At 39.5% G+C, this 18,693-nt stretch carries 18 protein-coding genes and 1 tRNA gene; 6 read left to right on the plus strand and 13 right to left on the minus strand.

Going from position 1 to position 18,693, the window contains the following annotated elements; all coding sequences use genetic code 11:
- Positions 1-72 precede the first annotated feature (72 nt).
- Both EV201_RS01990 and EV201_RS01995 read left to right on the plus strand, forming a co-directional pair.
- Positions 73-600 (plus strand): FKBP-type peptidyl-prolyl cis-trans isomerase, encoded by a 528-nt coding sequence (locus EV201_RS01990; protein ID WP_130305724.1) that lies wholly within the window; start codon positions 73-75, stop codon positions 598-600.
- 171 nt (positions 601-771) lie between these two features.
- Positions 772-2,085, plus strand: a complete 1,314-nt coding sequence (locus EV201_RS01995) for a dicarboxylate/amino acid:cation symporter (protein WP_130305725.1) — start codon at positions 772-774, stop codon at positions 2,083-2,085.
- A gap of 160 nt (positions 2,086-2,245) precedes the next feature.
- On the opposite strand, the gene hisIE is transcribed toward EV201_RS01995, so the two are convergent.
- The 8 genes from hisIE to hisG form a co-directional block, all read right to left on the minus strand.
- Entirely contained in the window at positions 2,246-2,863 is a 618-nt protein-coding gene (gene hisIE, locus EV201_RS02000; protein WP_130305726.1) for a bifunctional phosphoribosyl-AMP cyclohydrolase/phosphoribosyl-ATP diphosphatase HisIE, read from the minus strand.
- Positions 2,864-2,950: 87 nt separating this feature from the next.
- Positions 2,951-3,706, minus strand: coding sequence for an imidazole glycerol phosphate synthase subunit HisF (gene hisF / locus EV201_RS02005; protein WP_130305727.1), 756 nt, complete (start codon positions 3,704-3,706; stop codon positions 2,951-2,953).
- 3 nt (positions 3,707-3,709) lie between these two features.
- Positions 3,710-4,441 (minus strand): 1-(5-phosphoribosyl)-5-[(5-phosphoribosylamino)methylideneamino]imidazole-4-carboxamide isomerase, encoded by a 732-nt coding sequence (gene hisA / locus EV201_RS02010; RefSeq protein ID WP_130305728.1) that lies wholly within the window; start codon positions 4,439-4,441, stop codon positions 3,710-3,712.
- A gap of 3 nt (positions 4,442-4,444) precedes the next feature.
- On the minus strand, positions 4,445-5,035 hold the full coding sequence (hisH, locus tag EV201_RS02015; RefSeq protein ID WP_130305729.1) for an imidazole glycerol phosphate synthase subunit HisH: 591 nt from the start codon (positions 5,033-5,035) through the stop codon (positions 4,445-4,447).
- Between the two features lie 10 nt (positions 5,036-5,045).
- Positions 5,046-6,185: a bifunctional histidinol-phosphatase/imidazoleglycerol-phosphate dehydratase HisB gene (hisB, locus tag EV201_RS02020; RefSeq protein ID WP_130305730.1), complete on the minus strand. Its 1,140-nt coding sequence runs from the start codon at positions 6,183-6,185 to the stop codon at positions 5,046-5,048.
- 8 nt (positions 6,186-6,193) lie between these two features.
- Positions 6,194-7,255 (minus strand): histidinol-phosphate transaminase, encoded by a 1,062-nt coding sequence (hisC, locus tag EV201_RS02025; RefSeq protein ID WP_130305731.1) that lies wholly within the window; start codon positions 7,253-7,255, stop codon positions 6,194-6,196.
- A gap of 24 nt (positions 7,256-7,279) precedes the next feature.
- The gene (hisD, locus tag EV201_RS02030) at positions 7,280-8,563 is read right to left on the minus strand and encodes a histidinol dehydrogenase (protein WP_130305732.1); all 1,284 of its coding nucleotides are present in this window, start codon (positions 8,561-8,563) and stop codon (positions 7,280-7,282) included.
- A 19-nt stretch (positions 8,564-8,582) separates the two neighbouring features.
- Positions 8,583-9,443 (minus strand): ATP phosphoribosyltransferase, encoded by an 861-nt coding sequence (gene hisG, locus EV201_RS02035; protein ID WP_130305733.1) that lies wholly within the window; start codon positions 9,441-9,443, stop codon positions 8,583-8,585.
- 645 nt (positions 9,444-10,088) lie between these two features.
- On the opposite strand from hisG, the gene EV201_RS02040 reads away from it, so the two are divergent.
- The 4 genes from EV201_RS02040 (at position 10,089) to EV201_RS02055 (ending at position 15,332) form a co-directional block, all read left to right on the plus strand.
- Positions 10,089-10,373, plus strand: coding sequence for a hypothetical protein (locus tag EV201_RS02040; RefSeq protein ID WP_130305734.1), 285 nt, complete (start codon positions 10,089-10,091; stop codon positions 10,371-10,373).
- Between the two features lie 60 nt (positions 10,374-10,433).
- Entirely contained in the window at positions 10,434-11,153 is a 720-nt protein-coding gene (locus EV201_RS02045; RefSeq protein ID WP_130305735.1) for a M48 family metallopeptidase, read from the plus strand.
- Positions 11,154-11,179: 26 nt separating this feature from the next.
- Positions 11,180-11,578, plus strand: coding sequence for a hypothetical protein (locus tag EV201_RS02050; RefSeq protein WP_130305736.1), 399 nt, complete (start codon positions 11,180-11,182; stop codon positions 11,576-11,578).
- A 274-nt stretch (positions 11,579-11,852) separates the two neighbouring features.
- Complete coding sequence (locus tag EV201_RS02055) at positions 11,853-15,332, plus strand: PPi-type phosphoenolpyruvate carboxykinase family protein (RefSeq protein WP_130305737.1); 3,480 nt, start codon at positions 11,853-11,855, stop codon at positions 15,330-15,332.
- A 72-nt stretch (positions 15,333-15,404) separates the two neighbouring features.
- Here the strand turns inward: EV201_RS02055 and EV201_RS02060 are convergent, their stop codons facing one another.
- The 5 genes from EV201_RS02060 to EV201_RS02080 all read right to left on the minus strand — a co-directional run bounded on the left by EV201_RS02060 (position 15,405) and on the right by EV201_RS02080 (position 18,670).
- A complete protein-coding gene (locus tag EV201_RS02060; protein WP_130305738.1) occupies positions 15,405-15,605 on the minus strand; it encodes a DUF3185 family protein in 201 nt (66 codons plus the stop codon).
- A 55-nt stretch (positions 15,606-15,660) separates the two neighbouring features.
- Positions 15,661-17,115, minus strand: coding sequence for a bifunctional metallophosphatase/5'-nucleotidase (locus EV201_RS02065; protein WP_130305739.1), 1,455 nt, complete (start codon positions 17,113-17,115; stop codon positions 15,661-15,663).
- Positions 17,112-17,315: a hypothetical protein gene (locus EV201_RS02070; protein ID WP_130305740.1), complete on the minus strand. Its 204-nt coding sequence runs from the start codon at positions 17,313-17,315 to the stop codon at positions 17,112-17,114. The genes EV201_RS02065 and EV201_RS02070 overlap by 4 nt, the downstream gene beginning before the upstream one ends.
- Positions 17,316-17,441: 126 nt before the next feature.
- The gene (locus EV201_RS02075; RefSeq protein ID WP_130305741.1) at positions 17,442-18,482 is read right to left on the minus strand and encodes a quinone-dependent dihydroorotate dehydrogenase; all 1,041 of its coding nucleotides are present in this window, start codon (positions 18,480-18,482) and stop codon (positions 17,442-17,444) included.
- A gap of 115 nt (positions 18,483-18,597) precedes the next feature.
- A tRNA-Lys gene (locus EV201_RS02080) sits at positions 18,598-18,670 on the minus strand.
- Positions 18,671-18,693: the final 23 nt, after the last annotated feature.

The raw sequence follows: 18,693 nt of genomic DNA on the forward strand, positions 1-18,693 counted from the left end.
TTTTAGTTTGTGTTGCCAAATAAAAAGCTTTTCTTTGTGCAAAAATTTATCAATTATTAAAAGATTTAAGTTATGACTATTGCTAAAGACAAAGTAGTATCAGTTATATATGAGTTGAGAACTGAACTTGAAGGAGAAATCATCGAGAAAGCAGTTGCTGAAACTCCATTAACATTTCACTGTGGTGCAGGACAAATGTTAGAGAAATTCGAAGCGAACCTAATGGGTCTTTCTGTTGGATCAGCTTTCGATTTTAAATTGGCTACTGAAGAGGCTTATGGTCTTGCTTCTGAAGAGGCTGTTATCGATTTACCAAAGAACATTTTCGAGGTAAACGGTGAGTTCGACTCAGAAATGATTAAAGAAGGTAACGTTGTACCTATGCAAGATAGCTCAGGTCGTCGTATGAATGGTATCGTTCTTGAAATTGGCGAAACAACTGTTAAGATGGACTTCAATCACCCATTAGCTGGTGACGATTTGTTTTTCAAAGGTGAAGTTATCGAAGTGCGTGACGCAACTCAGGAAGAAATGGATGCGCTTAAAGCTGAAGCTAACGGATGTGCTCCTGGCGGATGTGGCGGCGGATGTTCTTGCTAATCCTCAAATGAAATTCTCAGAGAGCTTTCTCTGAAAAGATACAACCCGGAAGTCATTGACTTTCGGGTTTTCTTTTGGGCTCTATTTTTAATCACTACATCCTCGCATCTCCTCATCCTCGCATTTCGTGAATTGTTGTATATTTAGGCTTCATTAAAAAGGATAGGAGATATGACAAAGAAAAAAATGCCACTTTATGTGAAAATATTAATCGGAATGGTTTTGGGTACTGTTGCAGGTCTTTTTGCCGTTAAAATGGGCTGGGATCAGTTTACCTTCAACTGGATTAAGCCCTGGGGAGCCATCTTTTTAAATCTACTGAAACTGATTGCCGTTCCTTTGATTTTTGTTTCTCTGGTAAAGGGGATTTCAAGTTTGTCAAACATCTCAAAGCTTTCTCGTATTGGTTTTAAAACCATTTCACTTTATGTGATCTCCACCGTGATTGCAGTAAGTTCAGGCCTGATTTTAGTGAATACCATACAGCCAGGCAACACCTTTCCCGAGGCGAAGAAAATAGAGCTTCAGGAGAAATACCATACAACGGTCGATTTAAAGAAAGATCAGGCTGCTAAGGTGAAAGAAGAAACGCCACTGCAATTTTTAGTTGATATGGTGCCATCTAACTTTTTTGAGGCGGCCAGCGACAATACCAAGATGTTGCAGATTATCTTTTTTGCGATTCTGTTTGGTATTGCTATGGTTTTGCTTGAAGAAAAGCAAATCGTTGTGGTGCGGGATTTCTTCAATGGTATCGATGCCATTATTCTTAAAATAATTGATCTGATCATGGCCTTTGCACCCTATGGTGTGTTTGCCCTTATTGCGGGCTTGATTGTCGATTTTTCCGGCGATGTTGATCTGTTTGCAGCATTGGGTTTGTACGCCATTACCGTGATTTTGGGTTTATTGGTGATGATCTTTATTATTTATCCGCTTTTCTTACGCTTGTTCACGCCCGTTTCGTATCGCGATTTTTATAGGAAAATTAGTCCGGCTCAGCTTCTGGCATTTTCAACCTCTTCTTCAGCGGCAACACTTCCAGTTACACTCGATAGAGCTGAGAATCATTTAGGGGTAGCCAACGAAGTGGCTAGTTTTGTTTTGCCGGTAGGTGTAACCATCAATATGGATGGGACCAGTTGTTACCAAGCCATAGCGGCTGTATTTATTGCACAGGTATTTGATGTGCCTTTGGATATTTACGACCAACTCATCATTGTAATGACGGCAACTTTGGCTTCTATCGGAACACCGGGAATACCAGGGGGGAGTATTGTCATGTTAATCATTGTTCTGTCATCGGTGGGTATTCCTATTGAAGGTCTTGCCTTGATTTTGGGTATCGATAGACCCCTGGATATGTTGCGAACCGTAGTGAATGTAACGGGTGACACCACCGTCGCTACCATTGTAGCCCAATCCGAAGGGAAATTGAACTATAATCCTGAACTCATCCCTCAAACTGTTGAAGTGAAAAAGTAGGATGATATAACCCGACAGAGTCGAAGACCTGTTGGTGTTAGAAAATTGAAATAAATCAATACTGTAGGTTACAAGCAAATTGATAGCCTATAAAACTATTCGAACCTGACAGGTTTAATTTACATCTCGTATATTAACCTGTCAGGTTTTGAGTCTAATATTACTTGTGTCTTTGAGTTAATAGCTCAACCACTTCTTCGAGTTTATAGCCTTTTGCAGATAAGAGAACTAAATAGTGATACATCAGGTCAGCTGCTTCCCCCATAAATAAGTCTTTATTGTCATCTTTAGCTTCAATTACCAACTCAACAGCTTCTTCGCCAACTTTTTGAGCAACCTTATTTATCCCTTTTTTGAACAGACTTGCGGTATACGATTTCTCTGAAAGATTGTTCTTTCTCTCTTCAATCACGTCCTGCAGTTGTAAAAGAAAATCAATTTCCGATCCCGTATTGCTTTCATTCCAACAGGTATCATTACCTGTGTGGCAAACCGGCCCCTCAGGATTAACCTTAATTAATAAGCTATCCTGATCACAATCCAAACTCATGCTGATAAAATTCAGGTAATTGCCACTGCTTTCGCCTTTTGTCCATAAACGTCCTTTACTGCGAGAGTAGAAACAGACACGCTTTTCTTCAAGTGTTTTTTCCAGCGATGCCTTGTTCACATAGCCCAGCATCAAGACCTTCTGTGTTTGCACATCTTGAATAATGGCAGGTGCAAGGCCATCACCTTTACTGAAATCTATTTGGTTGATTAATTCGGTATAATTCATAATTCTATTTTTTATCGATAGTCAATTCTTTAGTCGACAAATGCAACTAAATCATTTACACATTTACTTTTTTCACTCTTTTATTATTTATAATCGGACAGGAATATCTTCTGATTTTAAATAGTTTTTCAATTCGGGAATCTCAATCTCCTTATAGTGAAAAACACTGGCTGCTAAAGCCGCATCCGCTTTCCCTTTGGTAAAAACATCAGCAAAATGGTGCATGTTGCCGGCACCTCCTGAAGCAATCAAAGGAATATTTAGCATTTCAGATATTTCAGCTAGCGCTTCGTTGGCAAAACCATTTTTAGTCCCATCATGATTCATGGAGGTAAAGAGGATTTCACCCGCACCACGTCTTTCCGCTTCCTTCAGCCAATCGAATAGTTTAATACCAGTAGGAATCCGTCCACCGTTCAGATAGACTTCCCAACCCTCTTGAGTCTCGCAAGCATCTACGGCTAAAACCACACATTGTGAGCCAAAGCGATTCGCCAATTCCGTAATCAATTCAGGACAACGAACTGCTGATGAGTTAATGGCAATTTTATCAGCACCTGCCTTTAGAATCTGAGCCACATCCTCGCAACTGTTGATGCCACCCCCAACGGTAAAGGGAATAGTGAGCACCTTCGCAACCTTTTCAACCAGTTCAAGTAAGGTTTTACGTTTTTCATGAGTGGCTGTAATATCCAGAAAGACCAATTCGTCGGCCCCTCGTTCCGCATAAGCTTTAGCCAACTCAACAGGATCACCTGCATCCTTTAAATCGACAAAGTTGATTCCTTTAACAGTTCGTCCATCCTTTATATCCAGACAGGGTATAATTCGTTTTGCTAGCATCGTTTAGAGTATAAATTCATTAACTAAATCTTCAAGTTGAATTCGATTTTCGTAGATGGCTTTCCCAATAATCACACCCGTGCAATGGGTTTCATTCAGTCCTCTTACATCTTCGAGACAGGATACACCACCACTGGCAATAAGCTGTATTTCGGGGAACTGATTTAAAATCGATTGATAGAGTTCAATAGCCGGTCCTTTTAACATCCCATCCTTTGAGATATCCGTACAAATGACTCTGCGAATTCCTTTTTTCAGATGGGTTTCAAGAAAATTGAAGAGTGCAATACCCGAATCTTTTTCCCAGCCCGATGTGGCGATGAATCCATTCTTAACATCAGCCCCTAAAATGATTCGTTCCGCACCATATTTTTCCAAACAAAGGTCAAATAGTTTAGGATCAGTCACTGCCAAGCTCCCAAGTGTAATCTGTGAAGCACCTGACTCAAAAGCCAAATCGATATCAGTCTTAGATTTCAGGCCACCGCCAAAATCAAGCTTCAAATTGGTTGTTTCACTAATCTCTCGCAAAACAGAAGCATTGCAAATATGCTTCGATCGGGCTCCTTCCAAATCGACCAGGTGCAATTGTTTGATACCAGCTTTCTCAAAAGTCCGGGCAACATTCAGAGGATTGGAATCGTATACAATTTTAGTATCGTAATTTCCTTTGGTCAATCGCACACATTGTCCGCCAATAATGTCGATTGCAGGAATGATTTCTATCTTGTTCATGCCTTATAGCTTAATAAAGTTGTTTAATATTGCTTGTCCGATATCGCCTGATTTTTCAGGGTGAAACTGGCAAGCGTAAAAGTTATCCTTCTGAAGACTGGCTGAGAAACTTTTGATATAATGCGTTTCAGCTGTAGCGTATTCGTTTAGTGGAACATAGTAGGAGTGAACAAAGTAGGCATAGCTTTCCGTTTCAATCCCTTCAAACAGTTTCCCTTTCAATTGCCTGATTTGATTCCAACCCATATGGGGGACTTTATCTTCAGCAGGGAATTTTAGCGTATTAACGGGAAAAAGACCCAGCCCTTTGGTATTGCCTTCTTCCGAATGGGCACACATAAGCTGCATCCCCAGACAAATCCCCAAGACAGGTTGTTTAAGTTGAGGAATCAATTGATCCAAACCTGTTTCTTTTAGCTTTTTCATTGCCCAGGCTGCTTCCCCAACACCAGGGAAGATCACCTTGTCGGCTTGGCGTATGGTCTTTTCACAATTCGATATTTCAGCATTTACACCAAGACGTTCAAGAGCATATTTCACAGACTGAACGTTACCCGCTTCGTAGTCGATAATGACAATATTTTGTTTTTCCATAAGTATCGATTTATAACATGCCTTTGGTTGAGGGGAGTTGCAAATTGTTAACATCCCTTTTAATAGCCATCCGAATGGCACGGGCAAAAGCTTTAAAAATGCCTTCAATTTTGTGGTGTTCGTTTTTACCTTCAGCTTTAATGTTTAGGTTGCAAAGTGCACCATTACTAAACGATTTAAAAAAGTGAGAAAACATCTCAGTTGGCATATTTCCAATCATTTCTCTGTTGAATTCAGCATCCCAAACCAATTCGTTTCGTCCTCCAAAATCGAGAGCCACTTGTGCCAGACAATCATCCATAGGCAAACAAAAGCCATAGCGTTCTATTCCCAGCTTATCACCCAATGCTTTTTTGAAGGCTTCGCCCAGGGCAATCCCTGTGTCTTCAATGCAGTGGTGTTCGTCTACATTTAAATCAGCAACTGTTAATATTGAGAGATTGATGCCTGAGTGTTTGAGAATCTGTTCAAGCATATGATCGAAGAATCCCAATCCTGTGTTGATTGTCCCTTGACTTTTTCCATCCAAATCCAATTCAATTCTGATTTGTGTTTCAAGGGTATTGCGTTCAATTAAAGCCGTCCTTTCATTTAAGCGCAAAAACTCAAATACTTGTTCCCAGGATATGGTTTGCAAAGCGATTTGTTTCTTTAAATCATTTTGATCTTCTGATTCAGATTGATCTGCCTGAATAAAGATGGCTTTTGCATTCAGATTCCTGGCTAGCTCAACATCTGTCCAACGGTCTCCAATAACAAAGGAGTTCTCCAAGTCATACTCTTCATAAAAGTAGTGTTCTAAAAGGGCAGTGCCGGGTTTTCGAGTGGGCGCCTTGTCTTCAGGAAACGTTTTATCTATGATAATCTTATTAAAAGTGATGCCTTCGTTGGCAAAGGCTTGTATCATTTTGTTTTGGGCAGGCCAGAAATCGGCTTCGGGAAACGAATCCGTTCCCAAACCATCCTGATTGGTCACGATAACCAGCTCGAAATCGAGTTGAGAAGCAATTTTGCCTAAACCCCGAAAGACACCGGGATAGAACTCCAGCTTTTCCAGGCTGTCAACCTGAAAATCGATGGGGGGCTCAATAATGAGTGTCCCGTCTCTGTCGATAAAGAGGACTTTCTTCTTTTGTGTGTTTGTTTGCATGAGTCGATTTATTGGGTTTGGGTTGTAAATGTTTTTTCAAATTCTTTTAAGGCTTTAAATAAGCTTTGGTTTTCTGCCGCGGTTCCAATGCTTATTCTAAGGCAGTTTTCAAGTTGTGATATTGAGCTTCTGTTTCTGACCACAATACCCATATCAATTAATAAATTGTAAAGTTTGTTGGCATCAACGACCCGAATCAGAATGAAATTTGCCTGAGAAGGGAATACGTTTTCTACGAAAGAAAAACGTCTGAGTTCTTTTATCATCCCATCTCTTTCTTCAATTAAGAGCCTTATTTCTGTCTGACTTTTCTTTTCATCACTTAATCGTTCAAGGGCTTTCTCCTGGCTCAGTGTATTGATATTATAGGGTGGCTTAATTTTGTTCAATACTTCAATGATTTCACAAGAGGCCATGCCTATCCCCAAACGAATTCCAGCCATGCCCCAGGCTTTTGAAAGGGTTTGCAGGATAATCAGATTAGGATACTGATCAAGCTCTTTCACCAGACTTGCATCGGCAGCAAAATCGATATAGGCTTCGTCTAAAATAATTAAGCCTTTAAAGCTTGACAGCAACTCCTCTATAATTTCCCGATCAATCAAATTACCCGTTGGATTATTCGGAGAACAGAGAAATAAAAGCTTGGCATCATTGTTTTCAAGAATGGCTTTAACATCGGGTTGAAAGTTTGCATCAAGTTTCAGATCACAAATCTTTAAATCATTGATTTGAGCAGCAACCTGATACATGCCATAGGTCGGATTGCAAATAATAACTTTATCTTTCGATGGCTCACAAAAAGCTCTCAGGACCATATCAATAATCTCGTCGCTGCCATTACCTAAAATCAGATTTGCCTTGCTTAGCCCTTTAATCTCTGACAAGCGTTTCTTTAAATCCCATTGTTGTGGATCAGGATACCGATTGATTCTATTATTAAAGGGATTTTCGTTAGCATCCAGAAAGACAGAACTTGTACCGGAAAACTCGTCCCTGGCCGAAGAGTAGGGACTGAGCGTTTTCACATTTGCACGAATTAAATTTTCTAAATTGAATTTGGTATTCATCTTATTTACGGTTTAAGCGTATTTTTAACAGGTTTTGTTTAATCGAATGCTCACGGCATTTTTGTGAGCTTCCAATTGTTCAGCTTCAGCCATAATTTCAATGCTAGGTCCCAGGTTTTCGAGACCTTTGCGTGTAATTTTCTGAAACGTGATACTCTTCATAAATGAATTTAGTCCAACACCCGAATAGGATTTAGCGTATCCGTTTGTTGGAAGCGTGTGATTGGTTCCCGATGCATAATCGCCGGCACTCTCTGGTGTGTAATTGCCAATAAAGACGGATCCTGCATTCTGGATGCCATTCAATATCTCATCTTCATTCTTAACGGAAAGAATCAAGTGCTCCGGAGCATATTGATTGCTGATTTCAAGTGCTTCAACCGCTGATTCAACCAATATCATCTTCGAATTGTTGAGTGCTTTTGTCGCGATGGCTTCTCTTGAAAGCTTCTTCAGTTGCTTTTTTAATTCAATTTGAACAGCATCCAGTAGCTTTTCATTCCAACTCAATAAAATCACCTGGCTATCTGCGCCGTGTTCAGCCTGTGATAAAAGATCAGCGGCTACAAATTCCGGAACAGCACTCTCATCAGCCATCACCAAAACCTCCGATGGACCTGCCGGCATATCAATCGCAACACTCAATTGAATTGCGGTTTGTTTGGCAGCTGTGACGAACTGATTGCCCGGACCAAAGATCTTGTAGACAGCAGGAACTGATTCAGTTCCTATCGCCATAGCGCCTATGGCCTGAATGCCACCAATTCGAAAGACCTTTGTGATGCTGACCAGTTTGCATGCATAAAGAATCGCCGGATTAATTTGACCGTTCTTATCCGGAGGTGTACACAAGACAATTTCCTGACAGTTCGCAATTCTAGCTGGAATGCCTAACATGAGTACTGTAGAAAATAAGGGAGCAGATCCTCCGGGGATATAGAGTCCAATCTTATCAATAGGGGTAAATTTTCTCCAACAACTAACGCCTTCAGTAGTTTCAATAAGGTCTGATTCTATTTTTTGAGCCTTGTGAAATGTTTCGATGTTCTTAGCTGCCAATTGAATGGCTTGTTTTAATTCATCTGAAATGAATTGTTCTGAATCATCAATTTCAGATTGACTGACAGCCAATTCATCAATTTTAACTCGATCGTAAAACCAGGTGTATTTTCTTAGAGCAGCGTCACCATCGGCTTTAACTTCTTTGAAAATTTGCTTGACAACCTCTTTCATTTCCTCCAATTCAATAGTAGGACGCGCAAGAATTTGGTTCCAATCGTTTTTTTGTGGGTATTTTATAGTTTGCATGGTCTTGTTGTTTTAAAAATTAAAGAATCATTTTTCCGATTGGAATGGTTAGGATGCCTTCAGCACCATTGGCTTTAAGCTGATCGATCACTTCCCAAAAATCTTTATCGTTGATAACGGTGTGAATAGAACTCCAACCTTCTTGCATAAGTGGCATAACTGTTGGACTTTTCATTCCTGGTAAAATGCTATTGATGGCTTCAATATTGTCGTTAGGGACGTTTAGCAACAGGTATTTGTTGTTTTTGGCAGCTAAAACAGCACGCATTCTGAATAGTAAATCAGACAGAAGTGCGTTTTTGTCCTCTGAAATGTTGACGTTCTTTACCAGACAAGCCTCGGATGAGAGAATTTCTTCAACTTCCTTAAGTCCGTTTTTGAACAGTGTACTTCCCGAGCTCACGATATCACAAATAGCATCAGAAAGGCCGATGTTTGGTGCTATTTCTACGGAACCTGAAATAACGTGGATTTCTGAATCCAGATTGTTTCTATCTAAGAAGGCTTGCAATGAATTGGGGTAGGAGGTTGCAATTCGTTTACCATTAAAATAGTCTAACCCCGTGTATGCTTCATCTTTGGGGATAGCCATTTTTAATCGGCACTTCGAGAAACCCAGTTTTTGCAGAATCTCAACTTCCTTCTGTTTTTCAATCACTACATTTTCGCCAACAATGGCAATATCGGCAACTCCATCTTGCACATATTGGGGAATGTCTGAATTTCTCAGATAAAGAACCTCCAGAGGGAAGTTGCGCGCTTGTGCTTTCAACTGATCTTTCCCGTTATCTATTGAGATGCCACATTCTTTAAGAATTTGAAGCGAATCGTTTTGAAGTCTTCCTGACTTCTGAATGGCAATTTTTAATCGTGTACTCATTGTGTGTTTTGTTTTTAAAAACCTGATTCCGGGAATGGGTACAAATAAGAACGCCAACCTGAAATCAGGTTGGCGTGAATCGTTATAAATTTATAGCTTAAAATTTTGGCATAACAGTATCAGCTCACCTGAAGTAAGTAAAATGATGATGGTGATGATGCTGTGTTGTAAAATTCATTGTTTAGAGTTTTAAAGTCTTGGGTTTAATTTGATTTTGTAATATAATTTGTTCTAGAATTGCATATAAACAAAAACGCCAACCTGGAATCAGGTTGGCGTTAATTGTTATGAATTTATCACTTGAGATTTTTACATAACATCATCGGCTCACCTGAGGTAAGAGAAAATAATGATGATGATGTATTGCTGTAAAAATCATAGTTTTTGCGTTTTATCTGCGACAAAGATTAGTATTAATATTCGTTTAAGCAAGTCCTAATTATTGATTTTAATTTTCTTGCCGCCTTGATATTGTCCTGTAAGACTTGTAAACACAAGGGTTTTGGCTTGTGTTTATTTTTGAAATATTTTTTTTTGAATGGTTCGAACTCAATTGTTTTAAGCTTATTTCTTTTTAGTGAACTTGTTGCATTTTTAGTATATTTGCATGGAATTTTGAATAAGAACCATTAATATTAAGAAACTATGGCGAGTAGAAGAAAATTAAAAAAAGATATTGACTTTTTGACTTTTGAAGTTATTTCTGATTGCTACAACTATATTTACCTGCACCCGGGAAACGAAGAAAAAGTAATCGATATTATTAAAGAAACGGTTGCAAATCGTAACAAACTTGTTGCTTGCGTAAATCACCCTGACGGTAAGGATAACGCAAAAATTGTGAAAGCATATTATAAATCAATTTTCAACGATTTAATTTCGAATACGGATGCTTCATTCACAAAATTGAGTGAATTGATTAAAGCATAAGTTTTCTTAAAAGGAATAATTCTAATAGCTTTGCCTCCCGGGTAAAGCTATTTTTTTTTTATGAAGATTGAGAAGACAATTGAGCTAGAAGATTTGGGCGAATTAGTGCTTAAAAAGGATTCACGTTTTAAACGTTTATCCTTAAGAATGGCACCTAATAAAGGTATATGGCTTAATGTTCCTTATCATTTGGATTGGCAAACAGCGATTGATTTTGCCCAAAGCCATAAGGATTGGATCATAAAGAACCGATCGAAAATTCAAGTTAAGGAAAAGCAGAATCTGTTTTTCGATTCGGATACCGTATTCAAAACCAAGTACCATGAATTGAGAATGAATCCAACTCAGGAGAATCGGGTCAGAGCTTCTGTCAAACAGGGGATCATTCAGGTCAGCCATCCCGAGAATTTTGATTTTGAGACCGAGGGGTTTCAGGATTTTATCAAACACATGATTATTGAAACACTTCGAAAGGAAGCCAAACATGTTTTACCTAAGCGTTTGGCTGAATTGGCATCTCGTTTTGGTTTTAAATTCAATAAAGTGAGTATTCGAAATGCCAGCTCTAGGTGGGGATCGTGTTCGGGAGATAATAATATCAGTTTAAACCTGCATTTAATGCGTTTGCCTGAGCACTTGATTGACATGGTTTTGCTTCATGAGTTGTGCCACACCATTGAAAAAAATCACTCAAAATCGTTTTGGGATTTATTGGCAAAGGTTTGTGATAAACTTCCCGAAAAGCGAAAGGAATTGAAAGCTTATTCAACATATTTGTAGAGAAATAGGATTAAAAAAAATAAAAGATGAACAGAGAAATATATATTCTGATTGGTTTAAGCATTTTTGCTTTTTTGTTGGGTACGCAATTGAAAAAGAGGTTTTCTAAGAAACCTGTTGACACACCTAAAGTTCACAAGTCTCAACGCTCAAAAATGGCCAGAATAGCTCAGGATAAACCTCAGGAGACCAAAAGCAAACATCCTAAAATCAAACGTTTTTTCCTTTGGCTTCAACTTGTCGTTTTGTTCTTTATCATCATATTTATGATACCAGCTTTGTCCCGCGACATCATGGTGGCTGAGGGGAGTTACGATCAAAGTCTGATTCTAAGAATTCTGATTGTTGCTTTCGCGGTTTATACCTTATTTGTTGGTTTAAATAAGCTTTTTAAGAATAAAGGGAAGATGGGAACTGATCTATAACATATATTTTCCCTTCGTTTTGTGATATTAATAAAGAGTTTATTCGTCATTTCTGATGAATAAACTTTTTTTTTGAAAAAAAAATTAAAGAGATTGACTTTTTTATCTTCAAGCTTAAATCGTTTTCGAAGAACTCTCTTTTAGTTTATAAAAAAAAACTGAGATTTTAAATGATAAATAGCATATAAGCGTCTTTATATGCATTTTAAAGGAGGAAAATTTTCTGTAAATTTGGTACGGACCCGGCCTTCAAAAGCTATTTAAAACTCAAGATATGGAGAATATTAAAACAACTTATCGCGAAATCCAATCGAAAAATGGAGAGGTGGATCAGAAAGATCTGATTCGTTACATTAATCTGCAACTCGCAGCTATGGGACAACCGATCTTTAATGAAGAAAACAACGATTTGTCTGATGTTAACTTTATAGCACTGACGGATAGTTTAATTCAGAATTATCGGGTGAAATCTCGTTTGTTAGCGGATCATCATTGCCCCGCAGATCAGAGAATTCAGAACTTTTTGAATGACTATTTTAAAGATCTGAATAAGGAAGTCCCTCAAATTCCAACTTCGACATTTACCTTAGATCAGGAAGGAATTGCTCGCGAGTTAAGTTTGCCACCTAATAAGAATGAATATATAACAGAACATCTCAGTTCATATCGTATTAAACAAGGCGTGCTTCATAACCCCAAACATGATAGAAGAACGACCAAAGGTTCATTTCATATTGTAGAGGGAGATTTGCCTGCACCACTTGATAAGATTGAATTGCCTAAATCAGCTTTCCTTAAGTTTTTGGATTCGGCTTTTAATCCTTCGGATGAATTAAAAACATTGCCTTTTACAGCTGCTCAGGATACCAAAGCGAAGATGATGGTTTCTCTCTTATTGCGCCCTGTTGTTTGCCCTGAAGTAAAAGGGGTGATATCAGAAAAAGCAATGGAGGTTCGTTTCTTCGTACCTGGTGCTTTTGTGAGTAATCTGGATTTTGTTGAATCGATTTTTGGAAATGCGGGTGATCCTCATTTACCATCGAACGATGCTGGTTTGGATATTGAACACTGGACTGGACATACCGGTTGTATTGTATTGGCACCACAGCTTTTGGAAATGACCAAGAAAGAGCTTGGCTTACCTCATTATGATGATGCAACAGAGCGTCAGCGCCGCGATGGTGTTTGTTGGAAAGAAGAAGGTGAACTTTATAATGGCGGACAACCTTTCAAGGTAACTTGCAGAAGTGAAGAAGGGGTTGTGATTACACTGATTGCTGATAATTACTTTGGCTATTCAAAGAAAGAAATTAAAACGCAGATTAGCTTTTCAGCAAATCTATATGGTTTAGCCGAAGAGGAGCACTCTGGAGGAGCAATTGCTTTCCCTCGTAAAAACCTGGGTGATAATTTCGACGGAACGCTTTTTATGAATAACATTCTTAAAAAGCAGTTTAGTTTTGATGAAGTGATCAAACAATTGGGTGATTCTGTTGAGGTTAAACCTGAAGGTTACGCCATTGATAAAGAGTATGAAAATATCATCTATATCGACGGACATGCCAAAATTGATTTGTATAAGAGTACGGTGAGTTGGGTAAGAGATGGCAAAGATCAATCGATTCGTTTATTGCCTGAACATTACTATGTGCACCCATCGGGCTACAAATTGCATATGGAAAAACACCCATCGGCTCCGTCCTGGCGTTTGGTGAGTACCTATGCTGAGGGAACTTTTTGTCACAAGCCTTGTACGGTTTCAGGAGGTGGAAAGTCTGAGATTTCGAAATCCTTATTAAATGCGATTATCTACAGTTCATTCTATATTCAGGATATGGATAAGGACTTTGATATGGCGGATCAGGTTTTTGAACATGACTATTCAAACCGATGGAAAAAACATGTGGAGCGTTCGGAACCTTCTCGTCCTTTATTAAACTCAAAACGTTCTTTAGGATCGGTGGTGAAACTATTAACACCGTCTAAATACTATACCGATGAGTACAATGCTTATTTGGCATCTATTCCGGATCATGTAAAAGGATTGGTTTTATTTGTGAAACGATTCTATCGTGAAGGTCGTACCGGTCGTGACTGGAGAAATTATTTCTCGGTGGATATGGTGAATGGTAAAAAAGGACATGAGTTGCTTTATAACAATCGTAAGATTGTAGCCAGTTACCTGCGTGTTGGTTTTGCAACCGATAATTCATGGTTTTTGCATAAGTTACGTCAGGACTTTATTGCTTCGGCTAAAATTCAGATGGAGGATGATATTACAGCTTCGGTTGTATTGCCTGCAAGCAGCCTTTCCTATTTGAATGAGGCTTACGACAACAAGTCAGTAAAGCTTACAACCAACTGCGAGCGTCGTTTCTTCCAGCGTCCTGATGAAGCGGTTCACCGTGGATACGATAAGGAGGCAGAGGCCGATCTTTCGATGCGTGGTAACTTTACATCGAATTACGAACCCATGACCAAAGAGGATGGTCAGGAATTGATGGCTGATGCGATTGGTTTCGATTTATATACCAAGCCGATTCAGGAATTAATTCGCAGGGGAGCAACCAGCGAGAAGGATAACTATTTTATCACACCTTCGCATACACGTATTGTGAATGGCAAACCGTCACAAAACCCACGTTATTTGCAAATTCGTCCCGATTTGGTAAACCCTATCGATGATAAGTTGGCCGAAGTGGGTGTTCGCTTGTCCAGAAAAATTCCTTTGGATCAGCCGGTTCATCACCCTGTAAATGCGGTATTGCCAGGACGTCGTAACAATCCTGCGGATAAGGAAGCCGGTATTCGTGCATTGAGTGTGTATAACCCAATTCATTATCAGGAGTTGCCTGAGTTGTTTATGGACTTTATTTGTTCACTAACGGGTAAGTCACCATCGACAACAGGTGCGGGTACTGAAGGAGCCTTAACCAAAGGACCTTTCAACATGTTGAGCCCAACCACTGATTTGAATAATGCTTTATTATCCTATATCATTACAGGCTATCAGGGGTTCTCATCAGCTGCAGGTTATGTGGGTTCTGAGAATCGTTTTGATCATGATGTTTCTCTTTTGATTCCGGAATTGTGGTGTCGTTTGAGCGAAGACAGTCGTGATCCGAAGCTTTTGATTGAAGAAGGTTCGCTTGAGAAGTTGAATGATTTTGAATATAAGGGCGAGAAAATTCAGGCAAGCCGTTTGGGCTATCGTATTACAGAAGGTTTCTTGTTCCGTTACCTGAATCGAATTTTCGATGAACCTCAGAATGTATTCAACGAGAGAATGCTGAAACCTGAAATTCAGGATATGGATGCTTTTGCTGATGGAATCAAGAATATCGTAGAAGCTCAGGAAAAAGTTGCGATTAACTATTTTAATGATAATAGTATTTCTGCCGCTATTCCACCATTGCAGGTGTTGTTAAGCATTATGGCTTTCGGACAGTACGATGGTAAGGATATTAGTGATCCTGAATTGCGTCAGATGTTCGATCGTGATGTGGTAATTAATTCCGACTGGTATAAGGCTCGATTGAAGCGTAAGCAGGAGATCGATATCCAATACTACGAGAATCAGATTGATTATCTGAATCAGTTTATTGCCGATAAGAACAATACAGAATGGAATGCGAAAATGAATCTTGAGGATCGTTTGATCAAAGCGAAATCAGATTTGGAGCATGTGAAAACCGAGGCTTATCTTCAAAGCCTGGTTGGAACCATTGGAGCGGATCCTTTGTTTAAGAAATAAGCAGACTGGATGATTATAGAAAAGGGGATGAACAATTAAGTTCATCCCCTTTTTCTTTGTCGTAAACCGTTTTTAGCGTTTACGTAGAATGAGGTATAAGCCTAATATAGCCGATATAGACCCCACAACAATACTTCCAATCGAATCGTTATCTTTTTGTCCCAAAGCACGTGTGAGTTGCGATTCCAGGCTGTTGAGATGTGTAAATCCATAAACAACGAGAATAATACCCAGAATTAACAGAATGGCAGCAATGATCTTTTTAAAGTCCATAATTGTATGTTTGATTTGTAATATTGTAAATTGTTGAAAGCATAAAGATCGCTTTTTAGTTTGACTCTCCAAAAATTCGTTTCACACCAGTGTAATTAATCTCTTCTTGATCTTTCAAAAAATCGATCAGGCATTCTGCAGTGGTGATGAATGCATTTTGCCCTTCATCAGTGTGATCAAAGGTGTAGGCACTCGCAATATAGGAACTCAGTCCAACTTTATACGTTTTCGTTTCATCCAATAAACTGCCGTCGTAGTTCTCCAGCTGAATTTCTCCTTGTCCCAAATAGCGATAGTTGATCCCGGCAACTTTTAAGTCGCCAAAGTTTGCACTCTTGATTAAGGAACGAATTTCGTTGCAAGTCATTTCGAACACAATTACTTCATTGTTGAAAGGGTCGAGCTCGTAAACATCTCTGATTTTGATATCGCCCATAGGTAACCAGCTGCGAATGCCGCCTGAATTTTGAAAGGCAATATCTGTCTTAACTTTCCAATTAATGGCATCGGTCATGAGCGAGCCCAATTCGTCTTTGTTGCTGAAAGGAGCCAGATTTTGAGCGATGACCTTATCTAGAGTTGAATTGTTATTGTATTCGCTCACAAGTGCCGCAATTTCGGTATCCGTTTCGCTTAGGTTTTCCACCTCAATCAGTTTTGCCGATTTTGAAATGACAAGGCCATCTTCAATTTTAATATCGATACGGCCAATATAATTACCACTTGAACCGGCCTGACAGATTAAAGCCTTGTTTTGGATGTAAGGCGAACTGATAACCGAGTGTGAATGCCCGCCAATAATCAGATCAATTTCGTCGTAGGTGTCGGCCAATGTGCGGTCTGAGCCTTGTCCCAGGTGGGAGAGAACGATAAACAGGTTGTTGTCTGTTTTCAGATTGGTATAGTCTTCTGTTGTATACTTGTAGTAAGGAAAATGAATGCCTTCAACCTTGTCGGGGTGAGTAGATGGTATGTAGCGGTCTCCAATTTTTGTTTGGGTTTCGATAAGCCCCAATACGATAATTGGAAAATCGGTTTTTGTTTTAAGGGTGATATAGGCTTTCGGTTGATTTAGGGTGGCGCTTTCAGTATCCATATTGGCACAGATGAATGGAAAATTAGCCTGACTGATGCGTTGGTTTAAAATCGCCTGTCCGTAATCAAATTCGTGATTTCCAATGGCTGAAGCGTCAAACTTCAATCGGTTCATCAAATCGATCATGGGATAACCCTTTTCGGCATATTGATCGACAACAGGATTGCCGCTAAACAAATCGCCGGCTGATAGCAGAAAAACATTGTCGTTGTTTTCTCTCACCTGATTGATATAGGCTGCAATTTTTGGGAAATTGTTGATAGAAGCATGCAAATCGTTCATATGAAGAATGACGATGTTTTCGCTCCCTGGTTGATCCGGTTGATCCGGTTCGGTGTTGGAGTTGTTTGGGGTACACGCTCCAACACACAGAATTATAAGGAGGAGGAAGAGGTTTTTAATTGTTTTGATCATTTTGTTTTATGCTTAATAAAAAGTTCAATATCCTCCCAAAGTCTGCCGTCAGCTTCCATACGATTACCTCGCTCATCCTCAAGCCAAATTTGTTTTAGCTGCAGTTGCTTATAACAATCTTTTGAGTAGCTCAACAGGGCATCAGCCAGTTGGGCTCCCTTAAAGGTTTCTATTGGTGTATGATCGATGTATATCCTCATAAAATAAGAGATTCAGTTTCAGATATTGGGATATACAAAGTTAGTTCCTTTTTAAGAAAAGGAACATAATAAGAGTTAAGGAATTGGTTGATTTTTTAAATGAATCACTTATAAGGATAAGAACTGTTATGATTGACGAAGCAACTCTTTATTGATGGCCTTCACCAAAGCCGGTCCTTCGTAAATAAAACCGGTGTAGAGCTGAATGAGCGAAGCACCGGCTTCCAGTTTTTCCAGAGCATCTTCCTTGCTCATAATGCCTCCTACACCAATTACAGGAATGCTGCCCTTCGATTTGGTATGGATATAACGAATCACTTCAGTTGATCGCTCACGAAGCGGCTGGCCACTCAGTCCACCCGCGCCAACTTGTTTGATTTGATCCGCTGTATAGCTTAAGCCCTCACGCGAGATGGTGGTGTTGGTAGCCACAATCCCATCGATTGAGGTTTCGGTCACAATCTCTATTATATCGTCAAGCTGGTTCTGATTAACATCAGGAGCTATTTTCAGAAGAATGGGTTTCGTCTTTTCTTTAGAACGATTCAGTTGCATGAGTTCGTTTAACAGATTCTTAAGCGGTTCTTTATCCTGAAGTTCTCTTAGGTTTGGCGTGTTGGGTGAGCTGACGTTTACCACAAAATAATCGACAAGCGGGTACAGGGCTTCGAAACATTTCATGTAATCGCTGGTCGCTTCCTCGTTTGGTGTGACCTTATTCTTACCAATATTCCCACCAATAAGCACTTTGGTTTTCTTTTGGCGAAGACGCTTGACAACGTCTTCAAGCCCTTCGTTGTTGAATCCCATGCGGTTGACCAGGGCTTTATCGTTGACAAAACGGAAAAGTCGGGGTAGGGGATTGCCATCCTGAGCTTTGGGTGTAACCGTTCCAATTTCGATAAAACCAAAGCCCATGCTGCCTAAAAAGTCAAAAGCTTCGGCATTTTTATCCAAACCTGCAGCCAAACCAACCGGGTTTGGGAATTTTAAACCAAAGAGTTCGCGTTCCAGTTTGGGATGTTTGACATTGAATTGTGCCGAAACCATGGAACGCATCAAAGCTGATTTATGAAAAAGCTTAAAACATCTGAAGGTAAACTTGTGAATGCTTTCCGGATCGAACTGAAGCAGAATGGGGCGAATGGCTAATTTGTATAAACTCATCTATCTTGTTTTTTTTGCAAAGATAATAGGTTTATTATAATAAAAGACGAGTGGGTCTGATTTATGAGATGTGGGTATAAAAAAAGAGATTGCTTTATTAAACAATCTCTTCGAGTGATCCCTCTGGGGTTCGAACCCAGGACCCCATCATTAAAAGTGATGTGCTCTACCAGCTGAGCTAAGGAATCGTGCTGATTTTATTTGCAAGACT

The organism is Ancylomarina subtilis, assembly GCF_004217115.1.
GTDB lineage: Bacteria > Bacteroidota > Bacteroidia > Bacteroidales > Marinifilaceae > Ancylomarina > Ancylomarina subtilis.

Bases quoted from the DNA above. Each gene is read 5' to 3' on its own strand.
- EV201_RS01990 (WP_130305724.1), top strand. From the start codon at position 73: ATGACTATTGCTAAAGACAAAGTAGTATCAGTTATATATGAGTTGAGA.
- hisD (WP_130305732.1), bottom strand. From the start codon at position 8,563: ATGCAAACTATAAAATACCCACAAAAAAACGATTGGAACCAAATTCTT.
- EV201_RS01995 (WP_130305725.1), top strand. From the start codon at position 772: ATGACAAAGAAAAAAATGCCACTTTATGTGAAAATATTAATCGGAATG.
- EV201_RS02055 (WP_130305737.1), top strand. From the start codon at position 11,853: ATGGAGAATATTAAAACAACTTATCGCGAAATCCAATCGAAAAATGGA.
- hisC (WP_130305731.1), bottom strand. From the start codon at position 7,255: ATGAATACCAAATTCAATTTAGAAAATTTAATTCGTGCAAATGTGAAA.
- EV201_RS02050 (WP_130305736.1), top strand. From the start codon at position 11,180: ATGAACAGAGAAATATATATTCTGATTGGTTTAAGCATTTTTGCTTTT.
- EV201_RS02075 (WP_130305741.1), bottom strand. From the start codon at position 18,482: ATGAGTTTATACAAATTAGCCATTCGCCCCATTCTGCTTCAGTTCGAT.
- hisF (WP_130305727.1), bottom strand. From the start codon at position 3,706: ATGCTAGCAAAACGAATTATACCCTGTCTGGATATAAAGGATGGACGA.
- hisIE (WP_130305726.1), bottom strand. From the start codon at position 2,863: ATGAATTATACCGAATTAATCAACCAAATAGATTTCAGTAAAGGTGAT.
- EV201_RS02045 (WP_130305735.1), top strand. From the start codon at position 10,434: ATGAAGATTGAGAAGACAATTGAGCTAGAAGATTTGGGCGAATTAGTG.
- EV201_RS02065 (WP_130305739.1), bottom strand. From the start codon at position 17,115: ATGATCAAAACAATTAAAAACCTCTTCCTCCTCCTTATAATTCTGTGT.
- hisH (WP_130305729.1), bottom strand. From the start codon at position 5,035: ATGGAAAAACAAAATATTGTCATTATCGACTACGAAGCGGGTAACGTT.
- hisA (WP_130305728.1), bottom strand. From the start codon at position 4,441: ATGAACAAGATAGAAATCATTCCTGCAATCGACATTATTGGCGGACAA.
- EV201_RS02040 (WP_130305734.1), top strand. From the start codon at position 10,089: ATGGCGAGTAGAAGAAAATTAAAAAAAGATATTGACTTTTTGACTTTT.
- EV201_RS02070 (WP_130305740.1), bottom strand. From the start codon at position 17,315: ATGAGGATATACATCGATCATACACCAATAGAAACCTTTAAGGGAGCC.
- EV201_RS02060 (WP_130305738.1), bottom strand. From the start codon at position 15,605: ATGGACTTTAAAAAGATCATTGCTGCCATTCTGTTAATTCTGGGTATT.
- hisG (WP_130305733.1), bottom strand. From the start codon at position 9,443: ATGAGTACACGATTAAAAATTGCCATTCAGAAGTCAGGAAGACTTCAA.
- hisB (WP_130305730.1), bottom strand. From the start codon at position 6,185: ATGCAAACAAACACACAAAAGAAGAAAGTCCTCTTTATCGACAGAGAC.